The organism is Bradyrhizobium sp. USDA 372, assembly GCF_053629095.1.
The window spans coordinates 6,699,443-6,713,870 of record NZ_JBRJHR010000001.1 but is presented as its reverse complement, the minus strand read 5'-3'; the positions used below and the strand labels follow the sequence as shown (position 1 = coordinate 6,713,870).

The 14,428-nt window shown below is 64.2% G+C and carries 13 protein-coding genes; 3 read left to right on the top strand and 10 right to left on the bottom strand.

Translation table 11 applies throughout. The features are described from left to right. Positions 1–133 precede the first annotated feature (133 nt). From AB7M16_RS31400 to AB7M16_RS31385, 4 genes are all read right to left on the bottom strand, one after another. Complete coding sequence (locus AB7M16_RS31400) at positions 134–589, bottom strand: phasin (RefSeq protein WP_212254845.1); 456 nt, start codon at positions 587–589, stop codon at positions 134–136. A gap of 222 nt (positions 590–811) precedes the next feature. Beyond that, a complete protein-coding gene (locus AB7M16_RS31395) occupies positions 812–1,405 on the bottom strand; it encodes a GNAT family N-acetyltransferase (protein ID WP_172784031.1) in 594 nt (197 codons plus the stop codon). Next, on the bottom strand, positions 1,402–2,484 hold the full coding sequence (locus AB7M16_RS31390) for a PHA/PHB synthase family protein (protein WP_260382797.1): 1,083 nt from the start codon (positions 2,482–2,484) through the stop codon (positions 1,402–1,404). The genes AB7M16_RS31395 and AB7M16_RS31390 overlap by 4 nt, the downstream gene beginning before the upstream one ends. Continuing rightward, positions 2,481–2,861: a hypothetical protein gene (locus tag AB7M16_RS31385; protein WP_172784029.1), complete on the bottom strand. Its 381-nt coding sequence runs from the start codon at positions 2,859–2,861 to the stop codon at positions 2,481–2,483. Before AB7M16_RS31385 ends, AB7M16_RS31390 begins: the two co-directional genes overlap by 4 nt. A gap of 162 nt (positions 2,862–3,023) precedes the next feature. Here AB7M16_RS31385 and AB7M16_RS31380 point away from each other — a divergent pair, with 162 nt between their 5' ends. Further along, on the top strand, positions 3,024–3,938 hold the full coding sequence (locus tag AB7M16_RS31380) for an alpha/beta fold hydrolase (RefSeq protein WP_172784028.1): 915 nt from the start codon (positions 3,024–3,026) through the stop codon (positions 3,936–3,938). A gap of 122 nt (positions 3,939–4,060) precedes the next feature. Continuing rightward, complete coding sequence (locus tag AB7M16_RS31375; protein ID WP_453946306.1) at positions 4,061–4,525, top strand: nuclear transport factor 2 family protein; 465 nt, start codon at positions 4,061–4,063, stop codon at positions 4,523–4,525. Between the two features lie 153 nt (positions 4,526–4,678). Here AB7M16_RS31375 and AB7M16_RS31370 read toward each other — a convergent pair whose 3' ends face one another. The 6 genes from AB7M16_RS31370 to AB7M16_RS31345 all read right to left on the bottom strand — a co-directional run bounded on the left by AB7M16_RS31370 (position 4,679) and on the right by AB7M16_RS31345 (position 12,412). Continuing rightward, positions 4,679–5,353 carry a spermine/spermidine synthase domain-containing protein gene (locus AB7M16_RS31370; protein WP_453946305.1) on the bottom strand — a complete coding sequence of 225 codons (675 nt, stop codon included), beginning with the start codon at positions 5,351–5,353 and terminating at the stop codon, positions 4,679–4,681. Positions 5,354–5,383: 30 nt separating this feature from the next. After that, complete coding sequence (locus AB7M16_RS31365) at positions 5,384–8,620, bottom strand: bifunctional cytochrome P450/NADPH--P450 reductase (protein WP_453946304.1); 3,237 nt, start codon at positions 8,618–8,620, stop codon at positions 5,384–5,386. 132 nt (positions 8,621–8,752) lie between these two features. Further along, entirely contained in the window at positions 8,753–9,748 is a 996-nt protein-coding gene (locus tag AB7M16_RS31360) for an alpha/beta fold hydrolase (protein ID WP_172784024.1), read from the bottom strand. 10 nt (positions 9,749–9,758) lie between these two features. Further along, a complete protein-coding gene (locus AB7M16_RS31355; RefSeq protein WP_453946303.1) occupies positions 9,759–11,309 on the bottom strand; it encodes a WS/DGAT/MGAT family O-acyltransferase in 1,551 nt (516 codons plus the stop codon). 45 nt (positions 11,310–11,354) lie between these two features. Further along, the gene (locus AB7M16_RS31350; protein ID WP_172784022.1) at positions 11,355–12,155 is read right to left on the bottom strand and encodes an esterase/lipase family protein; all 801 of its coding nucleotides are present in this window, start codon (positions 12,153–12,155) and stop codon (positions 11,355–11,357) included. Then, the gene (locus tag AB7M16_RS31345; protein ID WP_172784021.1) at positions 12,155–12,412 is read right to left on the bottom strand and encodes a DUF6489 family protein; all 258 of its coding nucleotides are present in this window, start codon (positions 12,410–12,412) and stop codon (positions 12,155–12,157) included. The genes AB7M16_RS31350 and AB7M16_RS31345 overlap by 1 nt, the downstream gene beginning before the upstream one ends. A gap of 323 nt (positions 12,413–12,735) precedes the next feature. Here AB7M16_RS31345 and AB7M16_RS31340 point away from each other — a divergent pair, with 323 nt between their 5' ends. Beyond that, on the top strand, positions 12,736–14,331 hold the full coding sequence (locus AB7M16_RS31340; protein WP_212254839.1) for an ABC transporter substrate-binding protein: 1,596 nt from the start codon (positions 12,736–12,738) through the stop codon (positions 14,329–14,331). The last annotated feature ends 97 nt before the right edge of the window (positions 14,332–14,428 follow it).

The window sequence follows — 14,428 nt, the reverse complement described above, 5'->3', positions numbered from 1 at the left end:
AGCGAAGCGAAGCAATCCAGTCTGCCTCCGCGGAAAGACTCTGGATTGCTTAGCTTCGCTCGCAATGACGGCGGCGCCAAACAAAAGGCCCGCCGAAGCGGGCCTCAAATTCAGTTTGTGCTCAGGCACCAGATCAGGCGGTCTTGTTGTAGACCTTGGCAAAGTTGTCCTGAGCGGACTTCGCACCGTTGGCGGCGAGCTTGCCGAGATAGTCGGCGGTCGCCTTGGCGCGCGAGACGAACACTTCACCGCGGGCGCGGAGCATGCTCGACTGGATCTCGACGGCTTCGCTGACCGACTTGGCGGACGCGAGCTTGTCGATGCCCGAGAAGAACGCCTCGGCGTCCTCATAGATCGCCTGCTGGATGTTGCGGCTGATCTTGCCGGCTTCGGTGACGGACTCGGTCACCGCGTTCTCGACGGCGGCGGTCACGCGCTCGGAGCCAGCGAACACCTCGGCAGCACGGTCCTTGGCGGTGTTGGCGGTCTTCTTGACGAATTCGCGGGCGGCCTCGGGAACTTCCAGGTTCTGGATGTTCTTGAAAGCGTCCTTGAAGCCCTCGAAAGCGGTGTTGGTTTCAGTGGTCATGGGGTTCTCTCCATCCTCAAAGGTCTGAGCTATGGGCTCACCCCGTCCGCATTGGCCCGGGGCACGGCTTATATGGCACGGTTAATTGTGCGATGCAATATTCGTGTATTGCACTGCGATATCACGAAATCGTGAAGAGCCTTAGCCGGAGGCATCGTGGTGCCTCCCTAGCCATTGGGCTTCAGAATCGGCCCGATCCGGCCCTAATGCCGGACGGCGCTGCTAGTGCTGGACGGCGCCTGGCAGCCCATAGGCCTCCATCTGAGCCTGGACCTGCGCAATGTTATGGCCGAGCACGACGATGTCATGGGTCTTGCCGTCGACGTCCCGCACATGGTCCCGCAGCAGGGCCTCGGCCTTGAAGCCGAGACTCTCGAACAAGGCGATCGCTGCCTGCTGATCCACCGTCATCTGGACCGAGAGCTTTTCCAGGCCTGCCCCGAGCGCGAGGGCAAAGGTCTCCTGCGACAACGCCTTGCCCACGCCCTTGCCGCGGACCTCGGGCGAAACCACCATGCGGATCTCGCCGACATGAGGCGACCAGGAATGGGGATCACGCACCAGCGTGCCGCAGCCGACGACCTTGTCATCCCTGACCGCGAGCAGGCTCGTGATCGCACCCCGCTCGATCTCCTTGACCCAGGCGGAGAGCACCTTCGGCTCGCTGATGTTGCGGGGGAGGAACAGCAGATCATGGGTCGGCAGGCCCTTGCCGAAGGCCAGCACGGCGGCCTCGTCCGCGGGCGACATCAGGCGGATCTCGATATCGCCGGCGTCGGTCTTGACGTGGCGCGGATAGGAACGCTGCTCGCTCATGTCGATCTCTTTCCCAGCCAGGAATCCAGTTTCGGCCACAGCCGCTTCACCGCATTGGCGCCGGCAACGAGCGAGACGTGACCGCCCTTCAGCATCACCTCTTCCTTGTCAGTCGAGCCGATCTTGGCGATCAGGTGCTTGGCGGCGTCATAGGGCACGATGTGGTCGTGCTCGGCGACCGCATGCAGGATCGGCACTGTGATGTTCTCGAGCTTCGCCGCGCGACCTCCGACCGACATGGTGTCGTTGAACAGCTTGTTGTCCCACATCAGGTCCTTGGTGATGGTGCGGAAATATTCGCCGGCCAGCGGCAGCGTGTCGGTCGCCCAGCGGTCGAACATGCGGTACGACTTCACGAACTCGTCGTTCCAGATGTTTTCCCAGAGCTGGATCTGGCTCACCGTGCGCGAGGCCGGGCGCAGCATCTCGAACGAGGACAGGATCATCTCCGGCGGCACGTTGCCGACGCTGTCGACGAGGTGGTCGACGTCGAAATAGCGGCGGTCGGAGAAATTCGAGAACAGCTTCATCTCGCGGAAGTCGATCGGCGTGGTGAAGCAGATCAGGTTCTTCATCGGCCCGTCCTGGTGGATCGAGCCGTAGAGCAGCGACAGCACGCCGCCAAAGCAATAGCCGATGACGGAGACGTCCTGCTCGCCGGAATCGGCCTGCACGCGGCGGACGCAGTCGGGGATGAAGTCGAGGACATAGTCCTCCATGCGCAGGCTCTTCTCCTCCGGCCGCGGCGCGCTCCAGTCCAGCATGTAGACGTCGTAGCCACGCCTCAGCAGGAATTCGATGAAGCTCTGGCCGGGCACGAGATCGAGGATATAGCCGCGGTTGGTCGTGGCCATCACGATCAGAACCGGCACGCGGTAGATCTCATCCGACATCGGCCGATAGTGATAGAGGCTCATCGTGCCGCGCGAATGCAGCACATCCTTTGGCGTCGAGCCGAGCGTGGGGCCGGAGGTCGAGAAATATTCGACGCCCTTGATGCTGCGCTGAATCGCGCGCTGCACCTCGGACTGGATGCGCTCCGGGATCGAGGCAAGATCAAGTCCCGCCGGCGCGTTCATTTTTGGTCTCCGCCTTCGGATGGCGGACGCTTGGTGCGCGGCGGCCGCGGCGCGGCGCCGGGTTGCTGCGCGCCCGAATTGGCCGACATCTGGCTCAGCATCGACTTGATCTCGCCGAGCTGGCCTTCGATCGACTGGAGCCGTTCCGCGATGCCGGTCATCTGCTCGCGGCTCGGAAGGTTCATCGAGAGCAGGTATTTCTCCATGAGATCGCCGAATTGCTTCTGAGCACCTGCAGCAACGCCGCCGGCGCGGTTCATGGCCTGCGAGAATTCGGGCGTCTCCATCGCCTTGGTCGCGAAGGAGTTGAAACCCTTCTCCATTTCGCCAACCATCTTCTGCCACAAGGCGACCGGATCGGTGATCTTGTCGGTCATCAGCGTCCTCCCAATGCGGAGGGCTTTGCACCCTTCTTGTCCCGCCATACCACACCGTTGCGCGGTGCCGGTCAACCGGCAAGCAGCAGGCGCGGCGTCGGACACGCCGCTTCTTCGCGGAACGAAACCGTGCGATACAGCATCGGTCAGCAGGAGGGACCCGTGACCGCACATCAGCCGCCCCAGACCGTCCGCGCCAACGGCATCGACATCTGCTACGAGATCTTCGGCAACGACAATGCCGAGCCGCTGCTGCTGATCATGGGCCTCGGCGCGCAGATGATCCATTGGGACGATGCGTTCTGCGAGCAGCTCGCCGCCCGCGGCTTCCGCGTGATCCGTTTCGACAACCGCGATATCGGCAAGTCGAGCCATCTCAGCGGCGGCAAGCGCCTGACGCCGTTCGAGCTGCTGAAGCTGCGCTTCTTGCGGATCCCCGTGGCCGCCACCTACAAGCTGATCGACATGGCCAAGGACACGGTCGGCCTGATGGATGCGCTCGGCATCAAGTCGGCGCATCTCGTCGGGGCGTCCATGGGCGGCATGATCGCGCAGGAGGTGACGCTGTCGTTTCCGCACCGCGTGCGCTCGCTGACCTCGATCATGTCGACGACGGGCAATCCGCGCGTGCCGCCCCCGACCCGCGAGGCCGCCGCGATGCTGATGGCGCCGCCGCCGCGCAGCAAGGAGGAGTTCATCGTCCGCTACGGCCAGACCTGGAACGTGTTGCGCGCCGGGCACTTCCCGGAAGAGGAAGCGCTCGACCCTGGCCGCGCCGAGCGCGTGTTCGCACGCGGGCTCAATCCCGCCGGCGTCGGCCGCCAGCTCCGCGCCGTGCTCGCCTCCGGCAGCCGCAAGGAGCGGCTGCACGGCGTGAGGGCACCGACGCTTGTGATTCACGGCACCGTCGATCCGTTGGTCCGCCCCGAAGGCGGCAAGGACACGGCCGCGTCGATCCCGAACGCAAAGCTGCTGATGATCGAGGGCATGGGCCACGCGCTGCCCATGCGCTTCTGGCCGGAGATCATCGATGCTATCGACAAGCACGCGCACGGCGCGGCGGCGCAGGCGGCCTAGGCCGGCCAGTCTCCTCTCGGTGACCATGTGAGCTGCCGGTGCCTGTCTTAACGTGGGTTCCGATGAAGGCTATACAAGCCGTCTCAGACGCCAAACAGAGGCTGCGGCCTCTCGGAGCTCACATGCATTTCATCATCCGATCCGCGGCAATGATGGCCGCTTCCATTATCATGTTGTCTCTTGCCGGCGGCGCCGCGATGGCCGCCAGCGCGCAGGAAGAAGCCAACCGCCAAACCGTGCTGGCCTTCTATGAGAAAGGCCTCAATCAGAAGGACGCCGACGCCGCCCTCGCCTATGTCGGCAACCGCTACGTCCAGCACAATCCAACCGCTCCCGACGGGCCCGACGGCTTCCGGAAGTTCATCGGCTTCCTGCGCGAGAAGTTTCCGAACTCGCGCAGCGAGATCAAGCGCAGTTTTGCGGAGGGTGACTTCGTCATCTTGCACGTTCATTCCGTTCGCGAGCCCGGCACCAGGGGCCGCGCAATCGTGGACATCTTCAAGCTGGAAAACGGCAGGATCGTCGAGCACTGGGACGTCGTTCAGGAGATTCCCGAAAATCCGGCGAACGGCAACACGATGTTCTAGCATTGCAGCTGCGTCGGGTGGGCAAAGGCGCGCGCCCTTCGCGCGCCATGCCCACCATCCATAACGAGGATAAAGACGTGGGCACGCTTCGCTTTGCCCACCCTACGATTCCGACATCGTGGATGCGGGCTCGGCGCAGCACAAAGAAATTACCTAGCCCTTCCGCGCGATCCAGATCACGTGGCGCGCGCCGCCGCCTCTGCCGGTGGCGCGAACATTGACTTCGTTGACGTCGAACCCGGCGCGCTTGAGACGCCCTGCGAACTCGGGATTGGGTCCCGACGACCAGACGGCCAGCACGCCTCCCGGCCGCAGCGCCGTCTTCGCGACCTGCAGCCCGCTCGCATCGTAGAGTGCGTCATTGCCCTTCCGGGTCAGTCCCTCGGGCCCGTTGTCGACGTCGAGCAGGATGGCGTCGAAAGCCGAACGCTTCGCCCGTATGACTTCGCCGACGTCGATCTCGCGAATGCTCACCCTGGCATCATCGAGGCTGTCGCCGAACACATCCGCCATCGGACCCCGCGCCCAGGCGACGACCGACGGGACCAACTCGGAGACGACGATCTTCGCCTGGGCTCCGAGCACGGCCAGCGCCGCACGTAGCGTGAAACCCATGCCGAGACCGCCGATGAGAACGACGGGTTTTGCGACTTTCTCGATCTGCTTCGCGGCAAGCGTGGCGAGCGCCGCTTCCGACCCCGACAGGCGGCTGTTCATCAGCTCGTTGGTGCCGAGCTTGATGGAGAACTCCTTGCCCCGCCGCATCAGGCGGAGCTCCTCGTCGGAACCGGGGACTTTGGCGGTGTCGAGCTTTTCCCAGGGAATCATGGGAGTGCTTTAGCACGAAAGGGCGAGCAATCACCCGCCCGCCCAGACGTCCAGCACATAGCGGTTGTTCGCGCCCATCTCCTCGATCCACCGGGCACCGGCGGCGGCATCGCTGCCGCTCTTCTCGCGCTGGATCGCGACGAGCGCGGCCTTCACGTCGGGCTCCATTTTTCCACCATCGCCGCAGACATAGATGATCGCGCCCCGCTCGATCAGCGGCCAGACCTTGTCCTTCTGCGCGGCGAGCACGTGCTGCACATAGGTCTTCGGCCCGTCCGCGCGCGAGAATGCGGTGAACAGCTCGGTGATGCCAGCAGCCGCCAGCGCTTTCAGCTCGTCCGCATAGAGAAAATCCTGATCGGGATGGCGACAGCCGAAGAACAGCACGGCCGGGCCGAGCGTGGTCCCTTTCGCCTTGCGCGCGGCGCGCTCCTGGATAAAGCCGCGGAACGGCGCAAGTCCCGTGCCCGGACCGATCATGATGATCGGCACGGATGGATCATCCGGCAGGCGGAAGCCTGCCTTGGTCTCGCGCACGGTGGCATAGATCGTATCGCCCGGCCGCCGGTTGGCGAGATAGTTCGAGCAGATGCCCTTGTAGGTACCGCGGCCGGAGGCCGCCGGCCCCTCGACCACGCCGACCGTGACGCTGCAACGCGCCGGGTCGACCGACGGCGAGGACGAGATCGAGTAATAGCGCGGCGCCAGCAGCGAGAGCATTTCCAGATAGACGTGGAACGGCAATTCGCAGGCCGGATATTCGAGCAGCATGTCGAACACCGATTTGCGCTTGGCGAGGATCTCGGTGCGATAACGCTCGAGCGGCTCTGCCTCCTCGCCGACGAAGGCCACCAGCTTCGGCTTGGTGACGGGGCAGCGGGTGTGCTCGGCCATGATCTGGATCTGCTTGCGCGTCGCCACCTGCTGCAGCTCGACGAACTCGCTGAGCAGGCGGCCGACCGACACGGCCGCGCCGACCGGCAATTGCGCGCGCCGGCCTTCAGCCACCTGGAGCCTGATCTGATCGGCCGGCAGGAAGCCGAAGCGGCGGGCAACCGAATCCACCAGCGTCGGATCGTTGCGCGGGACGACGCTCAAATGGTCGCCGACGCGATAGGCGACGTTGGCCGGCAGCTCCACCTCGATGTGGCGCGTCGAGCGCTCCGATGGATAAGGTCCGGCCTTGTTCTGGAGCTCGTCGTTGACCAGCACCTTCATCGCCACCGCACCACCCTGGGCGACGATGGTGTTGACCGCGGTCACCGCGACAGGCTCGATCGCGTAAAGCGGATCGTCCTCGGCGGTCCGGGTGAAGTTCCAGTCGATGCCGAATTCCTTGGTCGCGACTTGCGCGGCTGCGGGGAACCATTTCTGGAACTGGCCGTCGAGATCGCTGCGCGCATCGCCCTCGCCGCGCGGATAGACCGCGCGCGCGCCATGCTTCGACAATTGCTCGTCGATGAAGCGCGGCACCGATTGATAGGTCGCGGCCCAGTCGCTGTTGCCGCAGCCGAACACGGCATAGCGCACGCCAGCGAAAGCGTCCTTCGGCAAATCGCCACCGAGCCATTTGACGAATTGCGTGGCGTTGTCGGGCGGCGCCCCGTTGTAGGAGGCGCAGATGATCAGCACGCCGCCCTCCTGCGGCAGCTTGCCGACATAGTCGTCGAGCGTGCCGAGATGCACGGCGAAGCCGTTGATCTCGGCAAGATCGGCCATGCGCGTCGCGAGCTCCTCGGCGGTGCCGAGATTGGAGCCGTAGAGCACCAGCATCGGCGTGTTGTGGCCGGGCCGCGTGGTGGGCTTGCGCTGCGCCATTGGCGCCGAGGACGCAGCCGCAACCGGCCCGCCATAGGCGCCGCGCTCGCGATCGGCACGCGGCCGCACCTTGATCTTGAAGCCTTCCGGTTTGATCGTCAGCGTCTCCTTCAGATGCATCTGGTAGCGCTGATGGTCGATCAGCTTGAAGCGCTGCAGGATCATGCCGAGCGCGAGCGCGGCCTCGTGCATGGCGAAGCCACGGCCGATGCAGGCGCGCTGGCCGTTGCCGAACGGCTTCCAGGCATTGATCGGCCGTTTCGCCTCCGCCTCGCGGCTGAAATTCTCGGGATCGAACGCGTCGGGGTTGGGACCCCACACGCTGGGATCACGATGCAGCGCCGTCACCAGGATGGTGACGAACGTTCCCTTCCTGAGCTTGTACTTGCCGCCGCCGATGGTTTCGTCGTTCAGCGGCGAGATGCCGTAGGCCGGCGCCGGCGGCCACAGCCGCAGCGACTCTTTCAGGATCTGCGTGATGTAGGTGAGCTGCGTGACCTGCTGATAGGTCGGCTTGGCGTTGACGTCGGGACCGAAGACGCGGTCGACCTCGTCATAGGCCTTCTTGAGAATGTCCGGATGCTTGAGCAGCGCATAGAGCGTATAGGACAACAGGCCGCTGGTGGTCTCGTGCCCTGCGATCAGAAACGTGTTGATCTGGTAGCGGATGTTGACGTCGTCGAGCTGCTCGCCGGTGGAACGGTCGACGCCGGTCATCATCGCGGCGAGCATGTCCTTCTTGTCGTCGATGGCCTCCGCGCTCTTGCGCCGCTCGGCGATGATCTCGTCGACCATCTTGTTCATGAAGGCGACGTCTTCGGCCAGCGTCTTGCGGCGCTTCTGCATCCAGAGCTGCTCGAACGGCAGGCCGCGCGTCATCATGATGGTTTCGAGCGAGCGCACCAGCGACTCGACGAAAGGATGGTAGTCGCGCCGGTAGAACGAATTGAAGCGGTACTCGAAGCCGCACAGGCCGATCGTATCCAGCGTCAGCGCTGTCATGTCATGGACGACGTCGATCTCGTCGTCGGCGTTGAGCCGCTCCCATTTCTGGACGAGCTGCTCGGCGATGTCGACCATGCTCGGGTGATAGGACTGCATGGCGCGGTTGCCGAAGGGCTGCAGCAGGATGTTGTGCGCCTTGCTCCAGTTCGGCTCGCGGGTGTCGGCGGTGAACAGGCCGTCGCCGCCGACCGCACGCACACGCCGCAGCGCGCCGCGCACCGTCTTGTCGAACCGCTTCTCGTCCGAGAGCTCGTCGACGAGATCGTGGCCGGAGACGACGACGATCGGCGAGCCCATCATGTCGAGCCAGAAGATCGGACCGAGCTCCTTGGCCAGCCGCGTCAGGTGCTGCACGGGAGCGGCCGCGTCCAGCGACAGCATGTTGCCGACCACCGGTTTGGTCGGCGGCTGCGGAATCGGGTCCAGACGGTTCTTGGATGACATCGAAATGTAGTCCCCCTGCCTCAATGTCGTCATTGCGAGCGAAGCGAAGCAATCCAGAAATATATCCGCGGAGGCAGTCTGGATTGCTTCGTCGCTCCGCTCCTCGCAATGACGCGTTCGCAATGACGGGCGCTAGCCAAACCGCCTTCTACGCCATTCGATCAGCTTGGCGCTGACCTCTTCCGGCTTCTCCTGCTGCGTCCAATGGCCGCTGTCCTTCACCAGATACTTCTCGAGGTCATCGATCAGCTTCTCCATGCCGTCGGCCGCCGATGGCGGCAGCACCGCATCGTTCTCGGCCATGATCATCAGCGACGGCACGTGGACGTGATGGTCCAGCCCATTCGCGCGCTCCCAGTTACGGGTGAAATTGCGGTACCAGTTGATGCCGCCGGTAAAACCGGTCTTCGTGAATGTATCGACGAACACTTTCTTCTCGTCAGCCGACAGGATCGGCGTGCGCGGATCATGTCTGGCGTCGTAATTCGCGATCATCTGCGGGAACGCCAGGTTGATGCGGGGCGAAGCACCAATGCCGGCAATCGGCTGTTCCTCGGGCGCACCCGGAGGGCGCGCGGCCGGTTTGCGCATGAAGGCGTCAAAAGTCTGCTCGACACGGCTGCTGAAGATCTTGTCCGGTCCGCGCGCGGGGTCCTGGAACTGGACGATGTACATCTGGTCGCCAAAGCGCTGGCGGAACAGCGCGATCGGGTCGATCGGCGCGCGGTCCCAGTGCGGGGTGTTGACCCCAACGACGCCGGCGACGCGCGTGGGATGCCGCAGCGGCATCTGCCAGACGACGAAGCCGCCCCAGTCGTGACCGACAAAGATCGCCTTGTCGATTCCGAGATGATCGAGCAAACCGACGAGATCGCCGGTCAAGTGCTCCATGTCATAGGCTTCGACCGGCTCGGGCCGGTCGGTCGCGCCGTAGCCGCGCTGGTCGGGCGCGATCACGCGGATGCCGGCCTCGCTCAGCGTCTTGATCTGATGGCGCCAGGAGAAGGCGAGCTCGGGCCAGCCGTGGCACAGCACGACCGGCGGCTTGTCGTCGGCGGGGCCTGCCTCGTAATAGCCCATGCGGATTCCGTTCGTCGTCGCGAACTTGAGCGGGGGCATTTCAATCATTGCAAATTCCTTACTCCGCAGCGCCCTTGATATCGGTGGCCGGCGGCGTGTAGGCCGCCTCCAGCGCGGCGAACTCCTCGGGCAGCATGTCGCACATCACCTGGACGTGCGGAATGATGTTGGCGCCGACGATGAAGCCGAAATCGAGCTGGTCGCGATAGCTCTGCACGGTGATGTTGAGCGCCTGCCCGTGGGTCGAGATCGACACCGGGAAGATGTGCAAGAGCTCGGCGCCGGCGGCATAGAGCGTCTGGCGCGGCCCGGGCACGTTGGACACGGTGATGTTGGCCGCGGGCGGCAGCACGTCGGAAAGATTCGAGCGGCTGTAGAGCAACGCCAGGATCTGCACCATGATCGGCGCGCCCAGCATCGAGATGTTGGAGACCTGCGGCATCAAGGCGCGCAAGGGATGCGACATCTCCTTGGACTTGGTCGATTGCGCGATGATGGCCTCGAGGCGCGCCTTGGGATCCTCGATGTTGGTGGCGATCGAGCAGATCATGCCGAACACCTGGTTGTTGGCCTCGGTGTTGCCCTCCTCGCGCAGCGAGATCGGCACGGCGGCGGTCAGGGATTTCGCCGGCAGCGTGCCATATTGCAGGAGATAGCGGCGAACCACGCCGGAGGCGAGCGCCAGCACGACGTCGTTGAGCTTGCCGCCGGCCTGCTTGGCCAACGCCTTGGCCCGCGACAGCGGGATCGACACGCCGGCAAAGCTCCGCTCCGAGGAGATCGTCTTGTTGAGCATGGTCGGCGGCGACACCATGCTGGCGAGGCTCTCGCGCGACTTCGGATCGGCGATCTTGCCGAGCACGTCGGAGACGCTCTTGAGCACGGTCGGGATGTTGCCGGCGAAGCGCACCGCGCTCTCGATCTGGTACATCGCGTTGTCGAACAGGATCGAGCCGATATCGCTCTTGCCGGTGCGCGGCAGCTGCAGGTTCTTCGCCGCTTGCGAAGCCTCCAGCGGCTGGCTGAACAGCTGCTGATAGGAATCGAGCAGGTTCGCCGCGATGTCGCGCGGCTCCTGTCCGGGCTTGCTGCCCGCGGTCGGCGGATCGACCTTCCGCGGGATCGGCGAGATGTCGTAGATCATGTTGGTCAGCGCCGCACCGGCGCCGCCGTCGATCGCGGCATGGTGCATCTTGGAATAGAGCCCGACCTCGTTGTCCTTCATGCCCTCGAATACGTAGAACTCCCAGAGCGGGCGGGCGCGGTTCAACAGCTTGGCATGCATCCAGCCGACGATGCGCTCGAGCGTGGCGCGGTCGCGCGGCTGCGGCAGGCTGGCGCGGAAGATGTGGCGGTCGATGTCGAACTGGTCGTCCTCGACCCAGGAGGGATGATCGATGTCGAGCGGCGCCTTCTCCAGCCGCGCCTTGAGAATCGGCGCGATGTGCAAGCGCGAGACGATCATCGCCTTGAAGTCTTCGAAGAAGTCGCCCTTGTAGTCGTCAGGCAGGCGGAAGATCGCCATGCTGCCGACATGCATCGGCATCTCCGGTGTTTCCAGATAGAGAAACGACGCGTCAAGCGACGACAGCTTCTTACCGTCAGCCATGGTTCCCTCCCGTATATTCGACGGGCGCCTTGGCGGCGCTTCTCGTCAGGCCGATACTGCCCGCTCCGGCGGGGCATATGCAATGGCAAAGGGCCCCGCCCGGTCAAATGGCCAGAAGTCTCCCTCCGGTTGCGCCAGGCGGTCCGCCACGGCCCACAGCACCGCCGGGTTCACGCCGAGCCCGATATGGCTCGCCAGCAGCACCTCGATGTTCTCGGCACGCTCGGAGGGGCGGAGCAGACAGGTCCGCCAGTTCACAACACCGTCGGCGCGCGAATAGATCGACGTCGCCGGCACCGGCAGATCGCCGGCGATAGCCTCGCGCGCTTCCACAAAATCATCGACCCGCTCGCCGGACAGCGTCTCGTAGAGCCGCGTCGCGTTGGTCGCCCGTACGTCGTTGGCAAAAGGGCTGCCGAGCGTGACGACGTAGCGGACCTTGTCCGGTGCCCAAAGCGCGAGATCGCGGGCATAGACGCCGCCGAGGCTCCACCCGACCAGGCTGACCTTGCGTCCCGTGGCGGCATGGATTTCGGCCAGGCGCATGCGCAGCGAATCCCGCATGCGCCCGAGCCCGCCGAGATTGCGGCCCATCCGCCAGGCATGCGCCTCATAACCGAGCTCGCTGAGATAGCGCCGCAGCGGCACCATCGAGAGGTCGCTGGCGAGAAAGCCCGGCAGCGCCAGCACCGGATGGCCGTCGCCCCGCGGCGCCCGCATCAGGAGCGGCGACAGCAAGAGGCTCGCATTCAACTCGAATAGGCCACGGGCCTCGGCGAGCAGCAGGCCGAGACCCGGCGGACGAAGCCGGCCCTCTTGCAGCGCCCCGTCCGGCCCCGGCGACACTATTTTTTCTTGTCGCCGCTGCGCGGGCCGCCGAGGCCGGCCATCGCGACGAACATGTCCTGAAACCGCTCGGCGATCTTGGGATCGAAGGTGAACCAGCTCTGGATCAGCGATTCCGGCGAGACCTTCTCGATGTTACTGAGCACCTGCTGCTGCAGCTTGTCCATCACCGCCGTCTGCATCGGCCCCACGTCAGGCAGACCGAAGAACTGGCGGGCCTCGAGGGGGGTGCAGTCGATTTCGATGTTAACCTTCATGTCCCCTCCAGATGAGATTCGAGCGGCCTGTCGGAGTATCACCGCGAGAAGGTCTGCAACGCAAGCGACCTGAGGGGAAGCCGTTAGGACCGGCTCCCCCGATCGACGGGTATGGTCAATCAAATTGTCCGGCCCGCGCCCCCGCGCAGAAGCTCGCCGGCCTGCCCGGGATTGCCGGGCAGCATTGCTGCACAGCGGTGCAACTTGGCGCGTTCCTTGCTGGAATGACGCTTGCACGGGTCGAGAACTCTGGGCAACATGGATCAGTAAGCCCCGCCGAACAATCAAAAATCACCGGCGCGGCAGTGTGGAGAGGGTCAAGAATGTCAGTCGGTCAAAGTCTGTTTGCGGCGACGCTCGCCGGTACGCTTGCGTTGGCGATCTCGCCAGCAGCCAGCCAGACGCTACGTTATGCCAATCAGGGTGACCTGAAGTCGCTCGATCCCTATACCCTGAACGAGAGCACCACCCACGCCCATCTCGGCCACGTCTATCAGGGCCTCACCGCGCGCGACAAGGACCTCAAGATCATTCCGGCACTGGCGGAAAGCTGGGAAACTCCGGAGCCGACCCGCTGGCGCTTTCATCTGCGCAAGGGCGTGAAATTCCACAACGGCGATCCCTTCACCGCCGACGACGTGGTGTTCTCGGCCGATCGCGTCCGCAAGAAGGGGTCCAACATGCAGACCCGTCTTGCGCCCGACGTCAAGGTCGTCAAGGTCGACGACTACACCGTCGATTTCGTCCTGCCCTCGCCCAATCCCATCCTGCATAATTCGTGGGATGTCTGGTACATCATGGACAAGAAATGGGCCGAGGAGAACAACGTCGTCGACCCGACGCCGGTAGCGGCGACCACGCCGAGCTACGCCTCGCTCCATGAGAACGGCACCGGCCCCTTTATCATCGAAAGCCACCAGCCCGGCGTGAAGACCGTGTTCAAGGCCAATCCCAATTACTGGGGCAAGGTCGAAGGCAACTTGAAGGAGATCATCTTCACGCCGATCTCCTCCGACGCCACCCGCGTCGCGGCGCTGCTCTCGGGCGAGGTTGACGTCATCGAGCCGGTGCCGATCCAGGACATCTCCCGCGTCGATTCCAGCCCGAATGCCCAGGTGCTGAAGGGACCGGAGCTGCGCACCATCTTCATCGGCTTCGACCAGATGCGCGATGAGCTGCTCTACTCCAACATCAAGGGCAAGAACCCGTTCAAGGACGCCCGCGTCCGCGAGGCCTTCTACAAGGCGATCGACATCGAGCTGATCAAGACGCGCGTGATGCGTGGCCTGTCGACGCCGTCCGCGCTGATGATCGCGCCGGAGCTGTTCGCACTGTCCAAGAGCTTCACGCGCCCGAAATTCGATCCCGACGGCGCCAAGAAGCTGCTGACCGAAGCCGGCTACCCGGACGGCTTCGAGGTCACCATGGACTGCCCGAACGACCGCTACGTCAACGACGCCGCGATCTGCCAGGCCGTGGTCGGCATGCTCGCCCGCATCGGCGTCAAGATCAATCTCCTGGCGCAGCCGAAGGCGCAGTACTTCGCCAAGGTGCTGAAGCAGGGCGGCTACCAGACCTCGTTCTACCTGCTGGGCTGGACCCCGAGCACGATGGACTCCCACAACGTGCTCTACGACATCATGGGCTGCCGCGACGATGCGAAATCCTCCCGCGGCGAGGCCAATCTCGGCGGCTATTGCAACAAGGCGTTCGACGCCATCACCGACAAGGTGCTGGTCGAAACCGACGCCGAGAAGCGCAACCAGCTGATCAAGGAGGCCTACGAGATCGGCATGAAGGACTGGTCCTACATCCCGCTGCACCAGCAGGCGCTGGCCTGGGGAGTCTCGAAGAAGGTCAACCTGCCGCAGCGCGCCGACAATCTCGTCATGTTCCACTGGTCGACCAAGAAGGAATAGCATCGGTTGAACACGAGGTCCCGGCGGCATCTGCCTTCCGGGACCTCTTCTTTTCCGGCCGTCAAGGACGTCGGCCGTACGCTCACCCAAGGAAAGT

What these genes read in the sequence shown, in the direction of transcription:
- AB7M16_RS31400 (WP_212254845.1), bottom strand. Translation starts at nt 589, where the DNA reads ATGACCACTGAAACCAACACCGCTTTCGAGGGCTTCAAGGACGCTTTC.
- AB7M16_RS31375 (WP_453946306.1), top strand. Translation starts at nt 4,061, where the DNA reads ATGCATTTCATCATCCGATCCGCGGCAATGATGGCCGCTTCCATTATC.
- AB7M16_RS31360 (WP_172784024.1), bottom strand. Translation starts at nt 9,748, where the DNA reads ATGATTGAAATGCCCCCGCTCAAGTTCGCGACGACGAACGGAATCCGC.
- AB7M16_RS31390 (WP_260382797.1), bottom strand. Translation starts at nt 2,484, where the DNA reads ATGAACGCGCCGGCGGGACTTGATCTTGCCTCGATCCCGGAGCGCATC.
- AB7M16_RS31345 (WP_172784021.1), bottom strand. Translation starts at nt 12,412, where the DNA reads ATGAAGGTTAACATCGAAATCGACTGCACCCCCCTCGAGGCCCGCCAG.
- AB7M16_RS31370 (WP_453946305.1), bottom strand. Translation starts at nt 5,353, where the DNA reads ATGATTCCCTGGGAAAAGCTCGACACCGCCAAAGTCCCCGGTTCCGAC.
- AB7M16_RS31385 (WP_172784029.1), bottom strand. Translation starts at nt 2,861, where the DNA reads ATGACCGACAAGATCACCGATCCGGTCGCCTTGTGGCAGAAGATGGTT.
- AB7M16_RS31365 (WP_453946304.1), bottom strand. Translation starts at nt 8,620, where the DNA reads ATGTCATCCAAGAACCGTCTGGACCCGATTCCGCAGCCGCCGACCAAA.
- AB7M16_RS31340 (WP_212254839.1), top strand. Translation starts at nt 12,736, where the DNA reads ATGTCAGTCGGTCAAAGTCTGTTTGCGGCGACGCTCGCCGGTACGCTT.
- AB7M16_RS31395 (WP_172784031.1), bottom strand. Translation starts at nt 1,405, where the DNA reads ATGAGCGAGCAGCGTTCCTATCCGCGCCACGTCAAGACCGACGCCGGC.
- AB7M16_RS31355 (WP_453946303.1), bottom strand. Translation starts at nt 11,309, where the DNA reads ATGGCTGACGGTAAGAAGCTGTCGTCGCTTGACGCGTCGTTTCTCTAT.